The 18,243-nt window shown below is 71.0% G+C and carries 12 protein-coding genes; 3 read left to right on the top strand and 9 right to left on the bottom strand.

What is annotated here, in order from left to right:
* Positions 1-14: 14 nt before the first annotated feature.
* The 4 genes from BLS25_RS01045 to BLS25_RS01030 form a co-directional block, all read right to left on the bottom strand.
* A complete protein-coding gene (locus tag BLS25_RS01045; protein WP_074694394.1) occupies positions 15-1,262 on the bottom strand; it encodes an MFS transporter in 1,248 nt (415 codons plus the stop codon).
* Positions 1,263-1,366: 104 nt separating this feature from the next.
* Positions 1,367-1,693, bottom strand: coding sequence for a thiamine-binding protein (locus BLS25_RS01040; RefSeq protein WP_056226935.1), 327 nt, complete (start codon positions 1,691-1,693; stop codon positions 1,367-1,369).
* Positions 1,694-1,733: 40 nt separating this feature from the next.
* The gene (locus BLS25_RS01035) at positions 1,734-3,041 is read right to left on the bottom strand and encodes a glycosyltransferase family 87 protein (protein ID WP_074694133.1); all 1,308 of its coding nucleotides are present in this window, start codon (positions 3,039-3,041) and stop codon (positions 1,734-1,736) included.
* A gap of 86 nt (positions 3,042-3,127) precedes the next feature.
* The gene (locus BLS25_RS01030) at positions 3,128-3,985 is read right to left on the bottom strand and encodes an ADP-dependent NAD(P)H-hydrate dehydratase (protein WP_074694132.1); all 858 of its coding nucleotides are present in this window, start codon (positions 3,983-3,985) and stop codon (positions 3,128-3,130) included.
* Positions 3,986-4,013: 28 nt separating this feature from the next.
* On the opposite strand from BLS25_RS01030, the gene BLS25_RS01025 reads away from it, so the two are divergent.
* Entirely contained in the window at positions 4,014-5,072 is a 1,059-nt protein-coding gene (locus BLS25_RS01025) for an NADH:flavin oxidoreductase/NADH oxidase (protein WP_074694131.1), read from the top strand.
* 111 nt (positions 5,073-5,183) lie between these two features.
* On the opposite strand, the gene BLS25_RS01020 is transcribed toward BLS25_RS01025, so the two are convergent.
* Together BLS25_RS01020 and BLS25_RS01015 are read right to left on the bottom strand one after the other, a co-directional pair.
* Positions 5,184-6,239 (bottom strand): hemolysin family protein, encoded by a 1,056-nt coding sequence (locus tag BLS25_RS01020; protein ID WP_056226926.1) that lies wholly within the window; start codon positions 6,237-6,239, stop codon positions 5,184-5,186.
* The gene (locus BLS25_RS01015; protein WP_074694130.1) at positions 6,236-7,579 is read right to left on the bottom strand and encodes a hemolysin family protein; all 1,344 of its coding nucleotides are present in this window, start codon (positions 7,577-7,579) and stop codon (positions 6,236-6,238) included. The genes BLS25_RS01020 and BLS25_RS01015 overlap by 4 nt, the downstream gene beginning before the upstream one ends.
* A 157-nt stretch (positions 7,580-7,736) precedes the next feature.
* On the opposite strand from BLS25_RS01015, the gene BLS25_RS01010 reads away from it, so the two are divergent.
* Positions 7,737-8,771 (top strand): glycoside hydrolase family 76 protein, encoded by a 1,035-nt coding sequence (locus BLS25_RS01010; RefSeq protein WP_074694129.1) that lies wholly within the window; start codon positions 7,737-7,739, stop codon positions 8,769-8,771.
* Here the strand turns inward: BLS25_RS01010 and BLS25_RS01005 are convergent.
* A complete protein-coding gene (locus BLS25_RS01005) occupies positions 8,761-10,221 on the bottom strand; it encodes a GMP reductase (RefSeq protein WP_074694128.1) in 1,461 nt (486 codons plus the stop codon). The genes BLS25_RS01010 and BLS25_RS01005 overlap by 11 nt on opposite strands.
* Before the next feature lie 137 nt (positions 10,222-10,358).
* Here BLS25_RS01005 and BLS25_RS01000 point away from each other — a divergent pair, with 137 nt between their 5' ends.
* Positions 10,359-14,051, top strand: a complete 3,693-nt coding sequence (locus tag BLS25_RS01000) for a multifunctional oxoglutarate decarboxylase/oxoglutarate dehydrogenase thiamine pyrophosphate-binding subunit/dihydrolipoyllysine-residue succinyltransferase subunit (protein WP_081349638.1) — start codon at positions 10,359-10,361, stop codon at positions 14,049-14,051.
* A gap of 357 nt (positions 14,052-14,408) precedes the next feature.
* On the opposite strand, the gene BLS25_RS00995 is transcribed toward BLS25_RS01000, so the two are convergent.
* Both BLS25_RS00995 and BLS25_RS00990 read right to left on the bottom strand, forming a co-directional pair.
* A complete protein-coding gene (locus BLS25_RS00995; RefSeq protein ID WP_074694127.1) occupies positions 14,409-15,710 on the bottom strand; it encodes an alpha/beta hydrolase in 1,302 nt (433 codons plus the stop codon).
* Complete coding sequence (locus BLS25_RS00990) at positions 15,707-18,217, bottom strand: bifunctional lysylphosphatidylglycerol flippase/synthetase MprF (RefSeq protein WP_074694126.1); 2,511 nt, start codon at positions 18,215-18,217, stop codon at positions 15,707-15,709. The genes BLS25_RS00995 and BLS25_RS00990 overlap by 4 nt, the downstream gene beginning before the upstream one ends.
* Between the last annotated feature and the right edge of the window lie 26 nt (positions 18,218-18,243).

The raw sequence follows: 18,243 nt of genomic DNA, 5'->3' as shown, positions 1-18,243 counted from the left end.
CGCTCGCGCCCGCTTCAACGCTGCGTCGGGATCGAGCCGGTGATCGCCGTCTGCGCGGCCTCGGCCGCCGGCATCCGGTGGGTGGGGTGACGGCCGGTGCGATCTTCGACGCGATAGGCGAGCACGGCGACGACCAGTCCGCCGAGGGCCAGGACCGCCCCCACCCACGCGGGGGCCACGAGTCCCAGCCCCGCGGCGATCGCGAGGCCGCCGAGGAACGCTCCGAGGCTGTTGCCGATGTTGAGCGCCGAGTGGTTGAGGGCGGCGGCGATCGACTGGTTGTCCTCGGCGACGTCCATGAGCCGCGTCTGGATGGCGGGGCTCAGCGCCGAGCCGCAGAAGGCCACGAGGAACGCGAACAGCACGAGACTCACGATCCACCCGGCGGTCAGGGCGAGGCCCACGGAGGCCGCGCCCAGCGCGATCAGCCCGGTGAACAGCCAGAAGCGCAGGTCTTTGTCGGCGAGCGCTCCTCCGACGATGTTGCCGATCGTCATGCCGATGCCCACGAGCACCAGGACGAGCGAGACGGCCCATTCCGGCTGGCCCGCGACGTCGGTGATCATGGGCGCGATGTAGCTGTACATCGCGAAGAAGCCGCCGAATCCGACGGCGCCGATGCCGAGCGCGAACCACACCTGTCCGAGCCGGAAGACCCGCAGCTCGTCGCGGAGGCGTCGACCGGGCGTGCCCGGGTGCTTCGGCACGAAGAACGCGATGCACAGCGTCGCGAGGGCGAAGATGCCCGCGACGACAGCGAACGCGGCACGCCACCCGACCTGCTGGCCGAGGAGGGTGCCGAGCGGCACGCCCACGACGTTCGCGATCGTGAGGCCCGTGAGCACGAAGGCCACGCCCTTGGCGCGGTTGCCCGGGCCGAGCACGTCGGCGGCGACGAGGGCGCCGATGCCGAAGTACGCCCCGTGCGGGAGTCCTGCGAGGAAGCGGGATGCCGCGACCAGCTCGAACGTGGGGGCGATCACGGTCAGCAGCGTGAAGAAGGCGAGCGCTGCGGCCAGCACGATCATCACGCGGTGCCGCGGGAAGCGCGCGACCGACCCGGCGATGGTGGGGGCTCCCACCACGACGCCGAGGGCGTACAGCGAGATGAGCCACCCGGCTTGGGCGATCGCGTCGTCGGGCGACGCCGCGTAGGCGGTGGGCAGCAGGTCGCGGCCGATGTTGGGCAGCAGGCCCATCACCACGAACTCGGTCATACCGATGCCGAAACTACCGATGGCGAGAGAAAGGAGCGCCCGCATCGCCGCACCTCTCGAGGTCGTCGAAGAGGTCACCAGCCGATCGTAGTCGGCCGGCGAGGGTCAGGTCGAATCGTTTCGAGGGCCGGGAGTGGCGCCCGCGCGGTTCAGTCCTCGCGACGCTCCAGCGCGTCCTCGAGCCGCTCGATCTTGCCGTCGAGCTCGCCGGTCCGCCCGGGGCGAATGTCGGCCTTGAGCACGAGCGAGACACGAGAGCCGTAGGGCATCACGGCATCCGTCGCCGCCTTCACGACGGCGAACACCTCGTCCCACTCCCCCTCGATCTCGGTGAACATCGAGGTCGTGCGGTGGGGCAGCCCCGACGCGCGCACGACGGCGACCGCCGCGGCGACGGCGTCGTGCACCGAGGCGTCGGGGTTCTCGGCTGCGAGGGTGCCGACGCCGGAGGGGGCGACGGAGAAGGCGATGAGCATGCTCCGAGCCTACGGCGGCGACCCGTCGGGCGGAACGGGCTCAGCGCCCGGACGGAACCCGGGCGGGGATCGGCCGGCGTCCCGTCACGATCTCGCGCAGCCCCGCCGGCGGACGCACGCGCCCCGTGGGCACGCGCACCACGCGCGCGATCGCCCACACCAGCAGGACCAGGGCGAGCAGGTTGCGCGCCTCGAGCACGACCACGGGGAAGGGGTTCGGGTGCGTCGCCATCAGCCCGTCGTACATCAGCGGGTACATCCACTGCGTCAGAGCGGCGATCACGAGCGTCATCCCCGCGAAGGCGTACCAGCGACGACGGTCGATCATCAGGCCCAGCACGACCGGGGCGAACAGCCACACGTAGTACTGCGGCGAGCCGACCTTGTTCAGCGCGATGAACGCGGTCACCAGGGCCAGCGAGAGCGGGGGGAACAGCGAGAGGAAGGTCGCTCCGCGGCGCATCTTCATCACGCCGACGACGGCGACGGCGACCATCGTGAGCAGCATGATCGGCGTCATCGCGGCGATGAGGGGCTCGGCGCCCGGCCCGGTCACCTGGAAGGTGAGCACGCCGCCGTCGTAGTAGACCTCACTGCCGGGCACGTAGAAGGCCGCCAGGAACATGTACAGGCCGCCGACCGGCGCCTCCATCTGGATGCCGCGGGACGTCTGGTCTCCCACGAATCCGAAGACGTAGGGCGCTCCCCCCAGGGCCACGACGGGGATGATCGTCGCGAGCGACACCGCGACCGCGCCCCAGATCAGCGCCAGGCGGCGGCGCACGACGATGAGACCCGCGGCGAGGATCGCGGCGGGCCACACCTTCATCCACACCGAGATCGAGAGCAGGAGCGAGGCCACGAACGGGCGCCGCAGCATCCAGATGCTGCCGAGGATCGCGAACGGCACCGTGATTCCGTCGATGCGATAGAGCCCCACGGGGCCGATGAGGAGGATCGCGGCGATCCAGAACCACGCGGCGAGCACGCGACCCGTCGAGCGGCCCTTGCCGACCAGCACGACGAAGGCGACGAGGTTGAACAGGGCGACGGTGATCGCCCACGCGGGGGTGTACCCGACCGCCCAGGCGAAGACCCACGCGAACGTCATCGGCAGGAAGGCGAGCTGCGGGTAGATCCACTTCTCGGTGATGCCGGGCCACGCCCACGCGTCGCTGCGCGTGCACGAACTCACGTCGATGCCGCCGAAGAGCGCGCAGCGCGACCAGGGTTCGTACACCAGGTACACGTCACCCATGGGCTCGTTGGGCTGCTGATAGCCCAGGATCCCCACCACGACGTGTACGGCGACGAACGCGACAAACAGGGGAACGACACGCCTCAACACCGCCTCATCCTAAGCGGGCGGGGCTTCCCGACCCGGACGGGCGGCGGCGCGACCCCCGTCGTCGCGCGGTGCGCGGGGGCGAACCGTTACGTGATCGAGTCCCGCAGGACGGCGGCCACGACGCCCGGGAGGGCCTCGGCGACATCGAGCGCCGCGATCGGTCCGCCGCCTTCTCCGAGGGCGAGGGATGCCGCCCGCCCGGCGCGTCCGTGCAGCCACGCGGCCGCGGCGGCGCTGGTGGCGAGGTCGCCCACGGCGTCGCGGCCGGCGGCCACCGACCCGGCCAGGACGGCTCCGAGCACCCCGCCGAGCACGTCACCGGTGCCCGCCGTCGCCAGCCACGGGGTCCCGGCCGACACGCGACGCGTCCACCCGCCCGCGGCGGCGACGATGGTCACCGCCCCCTTCGAGAGCACCACTCCCCCGAACGCCTCCGCCGTCTCGCGAGCCGCCGCCTCTCGCGCGTCGTCGTCACGGGCGTCGGCCGCCGGCATCCCGAGGCTCTCGCGGAGCCGGTCGAGCTCCCGCGCGTGCGGGGTGACGATCACGGGGGCCGTCGCCCCCGGCACGAGATCGAGCGCTCCGGCGTCGACGACGACGGGGATCTCTCCCGACAGGATGCCGCGCAGCGCCGCGGTCTCGGCGGCGTCGCGCTCGGCGGCATCCGTCCCCGATCCGATAACCCACGCCTGCACGCGCCCGTCCGAGGTGACGGTCTCGGGGCGCCGATGGAGCACGAAGTCCTGGGCGCGCGCGGGGCCGAGGTACCGGACCATCCCCGTTCCCGTCCGCCAGGCCCCCTCGACACCGAGGACCGCGGCCCCCGGGTATCGGGCCGAGCCGGTGCGCAACCCGACGACTCCGCGGGAATACTTGTCGTCGTCCGCCGTTGGCTTCCGCAGTGCACGGGCGACGTCCTGCCCGTCGAAGTCCTTCGCCGTCATGGCGTCACCCTAGAACGCAAAGGTCCTCATGAGTTCCCTCTTCACACCCCTGTCGATCCGCGGTACCGAGATGCGCAACCGCCTCTGGGTCTCGCCGATGTGCCAATACAGCGCTGTCGAGGGCGTGCCGAACGAGTGGCACCACGTGCACCTCGCGCAGTTCGCGGCCGGAGGCGCGGGCCTGGTGATCGCCGAGGCGACCGCGGTGTCCCCCGAGGGGCGGATCTCGCCCGAGGACGCGGGCATCTGGACCGACGCGCAGGCCGAGGCGTGGGCCCCGATCGTCGCCGCCATCCGCTCGCGCGGAGCGGTCGCCGGAGTGCAGCTCGGCCACGCGGGCCGCAAGGCCTCGACCACCTCGCCCCTCACCGGCGGTCGCGGCACTGTCTCTCCCGCTGAGGGCGGCTGGACCACCGTCGCCCCCTCGGCTCTGGCGTACGACGCCTTCGCCGCCCCCGTCGCCCTCGACGCCGCGGGGATCGAGAAGGTCGTCACCGACTTCGCGGATGCCACCCGCCGGGCCGTTCGCGCCGGCTTCCAGGTCGTCGAGGTGCACGCCGCCCACGGCTACTTGCTCCACCAGTTCCTCTCGCCGCTCACGAACCACCGCGATGACGAGTACGGCGGATCGTTCGAGAACCGCGTGCGCCTCCTCGCGCGGGTGACCGAGGCCGTGCGCGAGGCCGCGAGAGAGGCGGTCGTGTTCGTCCGCTTCTCGGCCACCGACGCCGCAGACGGCGGCTGGGACGTCGCCGACACCGTCGCGGCCTCGCGTCTCGTCGCCGACGCGGGCGCCGACCTCATCGACGTCTCCAGCGGCGGCCTCGTGCCCCATCAGCACATCGTCCCCGGGCCCGGCTACCAGGTCGACTACGCCGAGACCGTCCGACGCGAGACGGGCCTGCTCGTCGCGGCCGTCGGCATGATCGACGATCCGACCTTCGGCGAGCAGATCCTCGCCGACGGCCGCGCCGATGCGATCCTCTCGGCCCGCGAATGGCTCCGCGACCCGCACTACGCGCTGCGCGCCGCGGCCGAGCTGGGCGCACCGAGCCCCGCCCCCGCGCAGTACCTCCGCGCGTACTGAGGCCCGCCGCACCCGCGCACCCCGGCCGACATCACACGCAACGACCGCACCCTCACCCGAAGACACCGGATGCCACGAGGCCCAGGCCCCGTGGCATCCGGTGTTCTGCGTTCAGACGAAGCGGCGACGCTCGGTGGCGTCCTGCACCTCGCCGACGAGCTCTTCGATCACGTCTTCGAGGAAGAGGACCGACTGCACGTCGCCGCGGTCGTCGCGCACCTGGGCGAGGTGGCGACCGGAGCGGCGCATGAGGGCCAGGGCGTCCTCGAGATCGGTGGTCTCGAGCATCGACACCATGTGGTGCACGCGCTTGGCGGGGATGGGGCGGGCCATGTCGGCATCCGATCCCTCCGCCGCGCGCAGCACGTCCTTCAGGTGCACGTAGCCCGTGGGGTGTCCCGTCTCGTCGACGATCACGTACCGCGAGTATCCGTGCTGGGCGACGGCGCGCTCGATCTCGGCCGGGGTGGTCGTCTCGGGCAGCGTCACCAGGGCGCTCACCGGCACCGCGATGTCGGCGGCCTTCTTCTCGGTGAACTCGACCACGGCGGTCACCGTTCCGGCGGAGTCGTCGAGCACGCCCTCGCGCCGCGACTGCGTCACGATGGTCGCGACCTCGTCGAGCGTGTAGGTCGAGGCGGCCTCGTCCTTCGGCTCCACGCGGAACAGTCGCAGCACGTGGTTGGCCGTCCAGTTGAGCGCCACGATGATCGGGTGGAACGCCTTCGAGACGGCGACCAACGGCGGGGCGAGCATGAGCACGGCGCGATCCGGGAGCGAGAACGCGAGGTTCTTGGGCACCATCTCGCCGAACACCACGTGCAGGTACGACACCACCAGCAGCGCGACGACGAAGCCGATCACGCCGACGGCGGCCTCGGGCAGCCCGGTGAGTCCCAGTGGCCCCTCGAGCAGGTGGTGGATCGCGGGCTCCGAGACGTTCAGGATCAGCAGCGAGCAGATCGTGATGCCCAGCTGGCAGGTCGCGAGCATGAGCGTCGCGTGCTCCATGGCGTACAGCGCGGTCTTCGCCGCGCGCGAGCCGCGGTCGGCGTGCGGCTCGATCTGCGAGCGGCGCGCCGAGATGACGGCGAACTCCGCGCCGACGAAGAAGGCGTTGGCGGCCAAGAGGACCACCAGCCAGGCGATTCCGGCCCAGTCGCTCATCGCTGGTCACCGCCCTTCGCCGCGCGCACCAGCTCGTCGACGTCCTGTTCCACCGGGGTCGGCGTGAACTGCACGCGGTCGACACGCCGGCCGTCCATGCGCTGCACGGCGAGTCTGCCGTCTTCGAGATCGACGGTGTCGCCGACGACGGGGATGCGCTCGAGCGCCGCCATGATGTAGCCGCCCACCGTGTCGTACACCTCTCCCTCGGGCACGCGCACGCCGGCGCGGTCGAGGGCCTCATCGGGCCGCAGGTCGCCGGGGAACGTGACGGACGCCGCCGAGCGCACGACGCCGGCGCGCGAGCGGTCGTGCTCGTCGAGCACCTCGCCCACGATCTCTTCCACGAGGTCCTCGAGCGTCACGACGCCGGCGGTTCCGCCGTACTCGTCGATGACGATCGCCATCTGGTAGCCGCGCGAGCGCAGCTCCGAGACGAGCGCGTCGAGGTGCACGGTCTCGGGCACGCGCAGGGGCTCGGTCGACAGCGCCGCCACCGGCACGTCGCCCCGCTTCTCACGCGGCACGCCGATCGCGGCCTTGAGGTGCACGACGCCGACGATGTCGTCCATCGACTCCCCGTACACGGGGAAGCGGCTGTGCCCGGTGCGGCGGGCGAGCTGCACCACGTCGTCGGCGGGGTCGCCCGCGGCGAGCGCGTGCACGCTCGGGCGCGGGGTCATGACATCGGCCGCGCTGAGGCGCGCGAAGGTGAGGCTGCGGTCCAGCAGCGAGGCCGTGTCCTTCTCGAGCATGCCGGCGCTGGCCGATCGCTTCACGAGGCTCGACAGCTCCTCGGCGGACCGGGCTCCCGACAGCTCCTCTTTGGGTTCGACGCCCATCGCGCGCAGCACGCCGTTGGCGCTGCCGTTGAGCACGACGATCGCGGGCTTGAACACCGCGGTGAAAGCGACCTGGAACGGCATGACGAGCTTGGCCGTCTGGCGCGGGATGGCCAGCGCGAAGTTCTTGGGGACGAGCTCGCCGAGGATCATCGAGAGCACGGTCGCAAAGCCGACGCCGATGACGGCGGCCACCGAGACGGTGAGCGCCTCGGGGAGCCCCCACGACTGGAAGACCGGCCGGAGCAGGTTCGAGATCGCCGGTTCCATCGTGTAACCGGTGAGCAGCGTCGTGAGCGTGATGCCCAGCTGCGCGCTCGACAGGTGCGTCGAGGTGATGCGCAGAGCATCGATGGTCAGCGACAGACGGGTCTCACCCGCGGCGCGACGGGATTCGAGGTCGGCACGGTCGAGGTTGACGAGGGCGAATTCGCTCGCGACGAAGAGTCCGGTTCCCACGGTGAGCACGAGCCCCACGCCCAGCATGACGTAATCCATCAGGCATCACCCCCGCTCGATCGCTCGGCGGAAGAGGGTCTGTGGGGCCTGGGTCTACAACTGGGAGGGTCGTCCATCGTGCGGTCGATTCTATTGCAGCCCGCGCCCCTCGGCATCCGTCTCGTGCACATCCGTGAGCACTGGAGAGGATGGACGAATGGATGCCGACACCCCGGCGCAGCACCGCGCCGCCGCCGCGGAACGAGCGGTGCTCGAGCGCTACCTCCACCGCTACGGTCCGGTCGCCTGGGCGCACGCCTCGGTCGCCGACGCCCGCAGCGCCCGGACGTGGCACTACTGGTGGCACGCCCACCTGATCCACGTGCTCGCCGACGCCGAGCGCAACCGCCCCGACCCGCGACGCCGCCGACTCCTGCGCCGATTGGGCCGCGGCGTGACGCTGCGCACCATCGGGCGCTGGACGACGCCGTTCTACGACGACATCGCCTGGATGGGACTGGGACTGTTCACCAGCCGCGCGAACCCCCGCGCGTTCCGCAAGATCGCCGGGCGCCTGCACGAGGCGATCGACCCCGGTGTCGGCGCCCTCCCGTGGAGCGTCGGCAGCGCGCTGTACAACGCGCCCGCGAACGCCCCGGGGGCGATGGTGCTGGCCTTGACCGGTCACCGCACCGAGGCGGAGCGGCTCGCCGACTGGATGGCATCCACCCTCGACGACGACAGCACCGGCCTCGTCCGCGACGGCATCGAGCACGACGCGGTGCGCCCCGACCTGTGGACCTACAACCAGGGCGCGACGATCGGGCTCGAGCTGCTGCTGGGCGAGTCGGCGATCGACGAGACCGACGCCGCCTGGAGGCACGTGCGCCGGGCGCGCGAACTCGTGCACGCGGTCGAGCGATGGTGTGCCGACGACGAGGGGCTCATGCCCGCGGCCGGAGGCGGCGACGGGGGCCTGTTCGCCGGCATCCTGGCCCGCTATCTCGCCGACGCGGCCGTCGAGCTGTCCGAGAGCGAAGACGACGAGGGCGAGGCCGCGGCGCACGCGGCCCGGCGACTGGTCGAGCGCAACGCCGACGCCCTGTGGGAGGGGCGCCGCGACGGGCTGTTCCCGGCCGACCCGCGCCGCGCGGCCGTCGCCGACGGCGACGACCTGGACTTCTCGGTGCAGCTGGGCGCCTGGATCACGCTCGAGGCCGCGGCGACCCTCGACCGCCTGCTCACCAGCTGACGGGGAGCGCCTTGCCCTCGTCGTACCCGGCGGCCGACTGCAGGCCGACGCGGGCGCGCTCGTGGAACTCGGCGACGGTGGCCGCTCCCGCGTACGTGAACGAGGAGCGCACGCCCGAGGTGATCATGTCGAGCAGGTCCTCCAGGCCCGGACGCTGCGGGTCGAGGTAGATGCGCGACGACGAGATGCCCTCGGCGAACAGCTCCTTGCGCGCCCGCTCGAACGGGTCGAGCGCACCGAACCGTCCCTGCACCGCCTTCGTCGAGGCCATGCCCCACGACTCCTTGTAGATGCGCCCTCCGGCGTCGGTCTGCAGCTCTCCCGGCGCCTCGATGGTCCCGGCGAACCACGAGCCGACCATGACCGATGCCGCGCCCGCGGCGAGTGCGAGGGCCACGTCGCGGGGGTAGCGCACGCCGCCGTCCGCCCACACGTGCGCCCCCACCGACCGGGCGGCTTCGGCGGTCTCGAGCACCGCCGAGAACTGGGGCCGCCCGACCGCGGTCATCATGCGGGTCGTGCACATCGCGCCCGGTCCCACGCCCACCTTGAGGATCGTCGCCCCGGCGTCGGTCAGGTCGGCGACGCCGTCCGCGGTCACCACGTTGCCGGCGGCGATCGGGATGCCGAGATCGAGGGCGGACACCGCGCGCAGCGCCCGGAGCATCTGGGCCTGGTGGCCGTGGGCGGTGTCGACGACGAGGACGTCCACCCCGGCGTCCGCGAGGGCGCGCGCCTTGGTGGCGACGTCGCCGTTCACCCCGACGGCCGCGGCGACGATGAGGCGCCCCCGGTCGTCGACACCCGGGCGGTAGACGGAGGCGCGCAACGCGCTGCGTGCGGAAAGGGTGCCGACCAGCCGGTCGCCGTCGACCACCGGCACGATGTCGACGCCCGCGGCCTCGATCCGCGCGAACACCTCGCGCGGGTCGTGCACGTCCGCCGCGTCGAGCGCAGCGGCGTCCCGACGAGCGATGTCACCCAGCGTGGCGTCAGGGAGGGCCGTGGCGAGGCGCCCCGCGGACACGATGCCCCGCACCGCGGACACGTCCACCACCCCGTCCTCACGAGCGACGGCCACGACGATGCCCCGACCGGGCACCGCCGGGAGGATGCGGCGGGCGTCGGCGACGGTAGCCTCGGGCGGGAGGATCAGGGGCGTGTCCCACGCGGTCGGCTGGGCCTTGACCCACGACACGGCCTCGACCAGATCTTCCAGCGCCATGTCCTGCGGCAACACGCCGAGGCCACCGCGACGGGCCAGGGTCGCCGCGAGCCGCGTGCCCGTGACCGAGTTCATGTTCGCCGAGACGAGCGGGATCGTCGCCCCGCTGCCGTCGGCGGGGGCGAGGTCCACGTCGAGGCGGCTCCGCACCTCGGAATGGCGGGGGACGAGGAACACGTCCGAGTACGTCAGGTCGACATCGGGCTGCGCGCCGGAGAACTCCATGGCATCCACCTCACCACATCAGGGGAATGTAAAGACCCGAAAGGCGTCCAGAATCCTCGGCTAGGCTGGCAGGAACGCAGGACGGCGACGTCCGCGTATCCACAGGAATCTTCATCGAGGAAAGCAGGCGATCGACTGTGTCGAGCCAGGTGACGGGCGTCGGTACTTCGAGCGAGGGCGAGTTCGGCGCGAACGAGTGGCTCGTAGACGAACTCTACGAACAGTTCAAAGTCGACAAGCACTCCGTAGACAAGGCCTGGTGGCCGATTCTGGAGGCGTACCACCCGGTCGTCGATGGATCCTCCGCCGCCGCTCCCCCGCCCTCCGCGCCGCAGGCGCCGGCGGCGTCCGAGCCCAAGCCGGTGACGGCTCCCATCCCCGTGGTCGGTCAGGCGCCGGTCGCCCGCACCACGGCGAAGCCGGCCAAGCCGCAGCCGATCCCGGCGCAGGCGCCCAGCGTGGTGCCCTCCGCAGCCGGAGAGAGCACCGAAGAAGACCGCGTGACGGTCCTCAAGGGCATGCCGAAGGCCCTGGCGTCCAACATGGACGACTCGCTCACGGTGCCCACCGCGACCAGCGTGCGCACGATCCCGGCGAAGCTGATGATCGACAACCGCATCGTCATCAACAACCACATGTCGCGCACGCGGGGCGGCAAGGTGAGCTTCACGCACCTCATCGGCTGGGCGCTGATCCAGGCGCTCAAGGAATTCCCCAGCCAGAACGTCTACTACGCCGAGATCGACGGCAAGCCCTCGGTCGTGGCCCCCGCGCACGTCAACCTCGGCATCGCGATCGACATGCCCAAGCCCGACGGGTCGCGCGCCCTCCTCGTCCCGAGCATCAAGCGGGCCGACACCCTCACGTTCGGCGAGTTCCTCGCCTCGTACGAAGACCTCGTGCGCCGCGCCCGCACCAACAAGCTGACCCCCGCCGACTTCCAGGGCACCACGGTCTCGCTGACCAACCCCGGCGGCATCGGAACGGTCCACTCGGTCCCCCGCCTCATGCGCGGCCAGGGCGCGATCATCGGCGCCGGTGCGCTCGACTACCCCGCCGAGTTCATGGGCGCGAGCGAGAAGACGCTCAACGAGCTGGCGATCGGCAAGACGATCACGCTCACCAGCACCTACGATCACCGGGTCATCCAGGGCGCCGGCTCGGGCGAGTTCCTCAAGAAGGTCCACGAGCTTCTCATCGGGCAGCGCGGCTTCTACGACGACATCTTCGCCGCCCTGCGCATCCCCTACGCGCCCATCCACTGGGCCGCCGACATCAGCGTCGACATCTCCGAGCGCATCGACAAGAGCGCCCGTGTGCAGGAGCTCATCAACTCCTTCCGCGTGCGCGGCCACCTCATGGCCGACATCGACCCGCTCGAGTACGTCCAGCGCACGCACCCCGACCTCGAGATCGAATCGCACGGGCTGACCTTCTGGGATCTCGACCGCGAGTTCGTGACCGGTGGTCTCGGCAACAAGCGCGTCGCCAAGCTGCGCGACATCCTCGGCGTGCTGCGCGACTCGTACTGCCGCACCATGGGTGTCGAGTACATGCACATCCAGGACCCGGCCCAGCGCCAGTGGTTCCAGAGCAACCTCGAGGTCAAGTACACCAAGCCCGGCCACGACGAGCAGCTGCGCATCCTGTCGAAGCTGAACCAGGCCGAGGCGTTCGAGACGTTCCTGCAGACCAAGTACGTCGGTCAGAAGCGCTTCAGCCTCGAGGGCGGCGAGTCCCTCATCCCCCTCCTCGACCAGATCCTTCAGGGTGCGGCTTCCGCCGGGCTCGACGGGGCCGCCATCGGCATGGCCCACCGCGGGCGTCTGAACGTGCTCACCAACATCGCCGGCAAGACCTACGGGCACGTGTTCCGCGAGTTCGAGGGCGCCGTCGCGATCGGCAGCAAGCGCGGCTCCGGAGACGTCAAGTACCACCTCGGCACCGAGGGCACCTTCGTCGGTGACGCGGGCGACGAGCTCCCCGTGTACCTGGCGGCCAACCCCTCGCACCTCGAGACCGTCGACGGCGTGCTCGAGGGCATCGTCCGCGCCAAGCAGGACCGCAAGCCCATCGGCACGTTCTCGTGGCTGCCCATCCTCGTGCACGGCGACGCCGCGTTCGCGGGTCAGGGCGTCGTGGTCGAGACGCTGCAGATGTCGCAGCTGCGCGGCTACCGCACCGGCGGCACGATCCACGTGGTCGTCAACAACCAGGTCGGCTTCACCACGACGCCGACCGACGCCCGCACCTCGGTGTACGCCACCGACGTCGCCAAGACGATCCAGGCTCCGATCCTGCACGTGAACGGCGACGACCCCGAGGCCGTCGTCCGCGCCGCGGAGCTCGCGTTCATGTACCGCGAGGAATTCCACCGCGACATCGTGATCGACCTCGTCTGCTACCGCCGCCGCGGTCACAACGAGGGCGACGACCCCTCGATGACCCAGCCCCTGATGACGAACCTCATCGAGGCGAAGCGTTCGGTCCGCCGCCTGTACACCGAGTCGCTCGTCGGCCGCGGTGACATCACCGAAGACGAGTACGAGCAGGCGAAGCAGGACTTCCAGAACCGCCTCGAGGTCGCCTTCGCCGACACGCACGAGGCCGAGACCGGTGCGAACCCCGTCGTCACCATCGACGCGGCCGAAGAGCCGGCGGTGGGCGCTCCCGAGACCACGGGTGTCTCGCGCGAGGTCGTCCAGCACATCGGCGACGCCTTCGTGAACAAGCCCGACGGCTTCACGGTGCACACCAAGCTCCAGCAGTTGCTCGAGAAGCGCCACGACATGAGCCGCAACGGCAACATCGACTGGGCTTTCGGCGAGCTCCTCGCCTTCGGCTCGGTGCTGATGGAGGGCACACCGGTGCGCCTCGCGGGTCAGGACTCGCGTCGCGGCACCTTCGTGCAGCGTCACTCGGTGCTCCACGATCGCGACAACGGTCAGGAATGGCTGCCGCTGGCGAACCTGAGCGAGAACCAGGGCCGTTTCTGGGTCTACGACTCCCTGCTGAGCGAGTACGCCGCCATGGCGTTCGAGTACGGCTACTCGGTCGAGCGCTCCGACGCGCTCGTGCTGTGGGAGGCGCAGTTCGGAGACTTCGCCAACGGCGCCCAGTCGGTCATCGACGAGTTCATCTCGTCGGCCGACCAGAAGTGGGCGCAGCAGTCGAGCGTCGTGCTGCTGCTCCCCCACGGCTACGAGGGCCAGGGACCCGACCACTCGTCGGCCCGCATCGAGCGCTACCTGCAGATGTGCGCGCAGGACAACATGATCGTCGCGCGTCCCTCGACCCCCGCGTCGTACTTCCACCTGCTGCGTCGTCAGGCCTACCAGCGTCCCCGTCGCCCGCTCGTGGTCTTCACCCCGAAGGCGATGCTGCGTCTGCGCGGCGCGACGAGCCCCGTCGAGGACTTCCTCGAGGGTCGCTTCGAGCCCGTGCTCGACGATAACCGCGGGGTCGACAAGGGCGCCGTCACGCGTGTCCTGCTGCACGCGGGCAAGATCCACTGGGATCTGCGCGCCGAGCTCGACAAGAACCCGAACCCCGAGATCGCCCTCGTGCGCCTGGAGCAGTACTACCCGGCGCCCATCGAGGAGCTGACCCGTGTCCTCGGCGAGTACCCCAACGCCGAGCTGGTGTGGGTGCAGGACGAGCCCGAGAACCAGGGGGCGTGGCCGTTCATCGCCCTCGAAGTCGCCGATCAGCTCGGTGGCCGCTCGATCCGCCGCATCTCGCGCGCCGCCGCGGCCTCGACCGCGACGGGTTCGCCGAAGGTGCACGCCAACGAGCACGCCGCGATCATGAAAGAAGCGCTCGCGCGCTGACCCGCACGCCGAGGGGCCCGAACGACATCCTGTCGGTCGGGCCCCTCGGCGTTTCACCGCACCGGCGGCAGAGGGCTACAGCGTGTCCCCGGGCGCCGCGCTCTCACCGGGAGCTGTCACCGCCGCCGTCCCCGCAGCCGAGGGTGCGCACACGCGCGCCGCGGCCGGACGCCTGGCGGGGCCATGATCGCCGAAACTGCATCTCGCCGACGAAGCGGCGTCATCCTGCGGCGCCGTTGTCAGCGAGATGCCGTCTCGCGCTCCCCGCGCCCGCGGATCGGGCCTACCGCGTCGCCAAGCCGGGTCCGCGATCCATTTCCGGGCGAAGCCCGCTCACGCGGTCTTCCGGCGGTGGCCTCAGGATGCCGGCGCAGCCAGCCCCAGCGCGGGCGCCAAGGCCGGGATCGCCCAGGCCAGACTGCCGTCGAGAGCCTCGCCGGTGTGCCCGGCTCCCTCGACGATGTGCGTCTGCACCGTGAATCCCGCGGCCTCCGCCGCCTTTGAGTTCGCGAGTTGCCCCGGGCCGTAGGTCTTGTCTTCGCTCCCCCACGTGAAGATCGCCGTGTGGCCGCTGAACGTCCCGGGCGACGCGGCCGCCATGACCACCGACGGCTTGTTCGCCTGGAAGGCCCCGGCATCTCCGTTGTACACGTCCTTGACCGTCTGATCGACGTGCTCCGACCCGGGGAACTCATTGCCCATCACGTCGAGCATCTGCCCCCACGTGCCGGGGTACTTGGCCCCGTACAGCGCGGCGCACGAGCCGCCGTTGGAGAACCCGCCGATGGTCCAGTACTTGTGGTCGGTGGTGATGTTGAGGTTCTTCTCGGCCCACTGCGGCACGAGCTGATTGATGTAGGTCGCGACGGCGCCGTATTTAGCGGAGTCGACGCACGTCGGATCGCGATCCGGTGCCGTCAGCTGGTCGACGACGATCGCGATGGGCGCGAGTCCCTTGTTCTTCGCGGCGAAGGCGTCGAGCGCCTTGGCCAGCGCCGTCGGGTCGGGGGAACCGGGCTGCCCCATCATGAACACCAGGAGAGGGAGAGCGGGAGGCTTGGCGACCTGGGCCGCGGGGGGCAGGTAGAGCGACGCGTCGCGCGCGGCGTACTGCCCGGTGGGGATCTTCGTGCTCCCCGTCAGAGCGCTGACCGATCCCTTGGCCGGCATGTCGGCCGGCGGCTCCCACGTCTGGTACAGCGTGGCGGGGTCTTCGGCGACGGCGTCCTGCTGCGGCAGAGACGCCGGATCGAGGGCTTGGACGCCGAGGATCGCGGCGAGGTTGTGGGTCACCCCGTACGAGGTGTTCACGCCGAGGATGCCCGCCAGCAGGGAGGCGATCACGGCGACGACGCCGAGGACGCGACGCGGCCACGGGGCGCGGAAGATCCCGACGATGCCGATCGCGACGGCGAGCATCGATCCCGATGCCCACCAGATGGCCGCGCCGGGCAGCGGACCCTGGAAGGTGTTCATCGCCTCGAGGATCTTCGCGACCACGAACATCACGACGCCGGCAGCGATCCCGATCACGAGCGTGCTCACGATCCGACGCGGGCGCCACACCACGACGGCGATCACGCCGAGGGCCGCGATGGTGGCGCTGATGAGCAGCATGGGGCTGTCGATCAGTTCGAACGACAGGATGAACTTGTTCACCGGCGTCCCTCCCAGGCGGTTCGGGCCAGTGCGACGATCTCGCGGCGTGAGGCGTCGGGCAGATAGGCACGTCCGACCGCGGCCCCGATGGCGGGAAGCTGCAGCGGATCACGGTAGGCGAGCGAGAGCGGGCGGTACCGGGGCCGGAACTTGCCCTTGAAGCGGAAGAGCGACGCGAAACCGTACGCCGGCTCGAGGACCTCGGCGAGCCAGCGCAGGAGTGCCCGGAGAGGCGCCGGGTCGCCGTCGACGGCTTCGTCCGGGTCGTCGGCGAGAGGAGCCCCCGACAGGCTCAACACCGTGGCCCCCTCTTCCTGCAGCTCGAGGGCGGCCTTCGCGATGAGGAACTCCATCATGCCGTTGGGGCCGTCCGTGCGCCGCCGCATGAAGTCGAGCGTCCAGCCCGAGATCTCGCCCGCCGTCCACGACGGCATCCAGCTGGTGACCGCCTCGATGCGATCGTCGGGGCCGACCGCCAGCAGCAGCCGCACGTCGCGGTCGCGGAGTTCGTCGAGGGAGCCCAGCGTGAAACCCATCTCGGGCAGGGCACGGTCGGCGACCCACTCCTCGTCGATGGCGATCACCTGCGAGGCCTGACCGACGCTCAGTTCGTGCCACCGCGACCACACGGCCGTGTATCCCTCGCGTTCGGCCCGGGTGAGGGGCTGACGCACTTTCTGCCAGCTCTTGCCGGCGAAGGTCAGGCCCGGAAGGTCCATGACCGTCTCGACCCCGACGGGGACGTGTCTCCACCCCAGGTCGACCAGATCGTCGAGGGTGTCGGAGTGGATGCTGTAGAACGCCGGGGTCCACCCGTGCTCGACGCAGTAATCGGTGAAGCCCCGCAGCGCCTCCGGGCGCCGCCCCTCGGGGGCGAGGGGGTCGCCGACCGCCAGTGCCACGTCGCCGCTCAGCCGGTAGGCGACGGCGCACTCCCGGTCGTCGGAGTACCAGTGGCTGTTCCCGGCCCAGGTGCCGAGGAAGCCGAGGGTGTCGCTCCCGCGTCGCAGCAGATCGCGGTAGTGAGTGTCGTCGACCGCGGCGGGGCGCCGCGAGCGCCGATAGAGCCACAGGATCGCGGTGACGACGATGGCCCAGAAGAGCACGCCGATCCACTGGTACGCGAACAGAGCGGGCCCGCTGTGCGGGAATGCCATGGACCCGCCCGGATGGGTGAAGGACGGGGGAAGGAACCGTCGCAGCGTCAATCCGAACAGATCGAGCACGGACACCTCCCGGTCGAAGGCGCGGTGCCCGATCGCCTCGACGACGAACAGCGTCGTCGCGCACACGACGAAGGCGAGGGTGACCACCACGGCGACGGTCCGCGCCGCGCGCGGGGTGGCGCGCACCGCGAAGCGCGCGCGGGCGACGACCAGGGCGGCGGCCAGCGCGAGGGGGATCACGATCGTCGCGATCGCCCACAGCACGTACTCCGCGCCGCTGCCGTCGACCCACGGGTCGATGCGCAGGCGCCCGTCCAGCAGGGAGATGACGGGCAGGACGGCGGATGCCACGAGCACGAACTCCGCGACGATCCAGGCCGAGCGCCTCCCCTGCCGCAGCCCCCACGCGGCGACCAGGAGCAGCACGAGCGGCACGATCGCGAGGAGGGCGGGGCCCGCACCCCGGGTCATGAGGAGGCCGATCTGCTCGTCACAGACCGACGAAGCGACTCTGCCGCACTGCGCGAGCAGTTCGTCGTCGTATTGCGTGTAGGCGTCCACCACGAGCGAGAGCGGCCCGCGGCCTCCGCCGCTGACGAGCGCGACGATCGGGCCGCTGCCCACGACCGCGACCAGCAGGGCGAGGAGGGTCCGCGTCTCGCGCGTCGAACTGCGGTGCCACGACCGGCGCTCCCGGCCCCGCGCGAGCAGAGCCCCGACAAAGAGTCCGATGACCGCCGCCGACAGGCGGTACCAGGAGTCGGCGTCACCCGCGTAGAGAGCGAAGAGGGCCAACAGGGCGAAGCCGACCAGGCGCAGACGACGACGCCAGAGCGTCGGCGCGAAGGCCGATCCGGCCATGACGGCCCCGGCGATCGCCGTGGTCGGGTCGAGCACGGGGACCTCGGCCGCGACGACGGGGCGGAGATCGGTGATCGTCCAGGCGGCGGCGTGCAGGCCGATGCCCACGAGCAATCCGCTGAGGCCGATGGCGGCGAGGAACAGGCTCGTGCGCCGCGATCCGACCAGACGTTCGACGTACGCGAGCGCGGTCAGAGCGAGTAGCACCGACGAGAACGCGTCGATCGTCGAATCCGGCACGACGAGTGCTGTCAGCAGGGTCCACCAGCGGCCGCTGGCGAACGTGGCCAACGGCCCTGCTCCCCAGACCAGCGCGTCGTCGCCCCACAGCGACCCGGTCGCCGCGGCGGACGCCACGACGATCACCGCGACGACGATCGCCACCGGGTTGTGCGACAGGTAGCGACGCAGCGACGCGCCCACCCTCGTCAGGCGCGACGGCGGTCGGTCGGCGACCGGAGGAGCGGCGGATTCGGACATCGGCGAAAGCGTATTGCCAATTCCTA

Origin of the sequence: Microbacterium testaceum StLB037, assembly GCF_900104345.1 — a bacterium.
Taxonomy (GTDB): Bacteria; Actinomycetota; Actinomycetes; order Actinomycetales; family Microbacteriaceae; genus Microbacterium; species Microbacterium testaceum_A.
This window is presented reverse-complemented; position numbering and strand designations above follow the sequence as displayed.

Excerpts from the sequence above, each read along its gene's own strand:
- BLS25_RS01045 (WP_074694394.1), bottom strand. The coding sequence starts at position 1,262 with ATGCGGGCGCTCCTTTCTCTCGCCATCGGTAGTTTCGGCATCGGTATG.
- BLS25_RS01040 (WP_056226935.1), bottom strand. The coding sequence starts at position 1,693 with ATGCTCATCGCCTTCTCCGTCGCCCCCTCCGGCGTCGGCACCCTCGCA.
- BLS25_RS01030 (WP_074694132.1), bottom strand. The coding sequence starts at position 3,985 with ATGACGGCGAAGGACTTCGACGGGCAGGACGTCGCCCGTGCACTGCGG.
- BLS25_RS01025 (WP_074694131.1), top strand. The coding sequence starts at position 4,014 with ATGAGTTCCCTCTTCACACCCCTGTCGATCCGCGGTACCGAGATGCGC.
- BLS25_RS01020 (WP_056226926.1), bottom strand. The coding sequence starts at position 6,239 with ATGAGCGACTGGGCCGGAATCGCCTGGCTGGTGGTCCTCTTGGCCGCC.
- BLS25_RS01015 (WP_074694130.1), bottom strand. The coding sequence starts at position 7,579 with ATGGATTACGTCATGCTGGGCGTGGGGCTCGTGCTCACCGTGGGAACC.
- BLS25_RS01010 (WP_074694129.1), top strand. The coding sequence starts at position 7,737 with ATGGATGCCGACACCCCGGCGCAGCACCGCGCCGCCGCCGCGGAACGA.
- BLS25_RS01005 (WP_074694128.1), bottom strand. The coding sequence starts at position 10,221 with ATGGAGTTCTCCGGCGCGCAGCCCGATGTCGACCTGACGTACTCGGAC.
- BLS25_RS00990 (WP_074694126.1), bottom strand. The coding sequence starts at position 18,217 with ATGTCCGAATCCGCCGCTCCTCCGGTCGCCGACCGACCGCCGTCGCGC.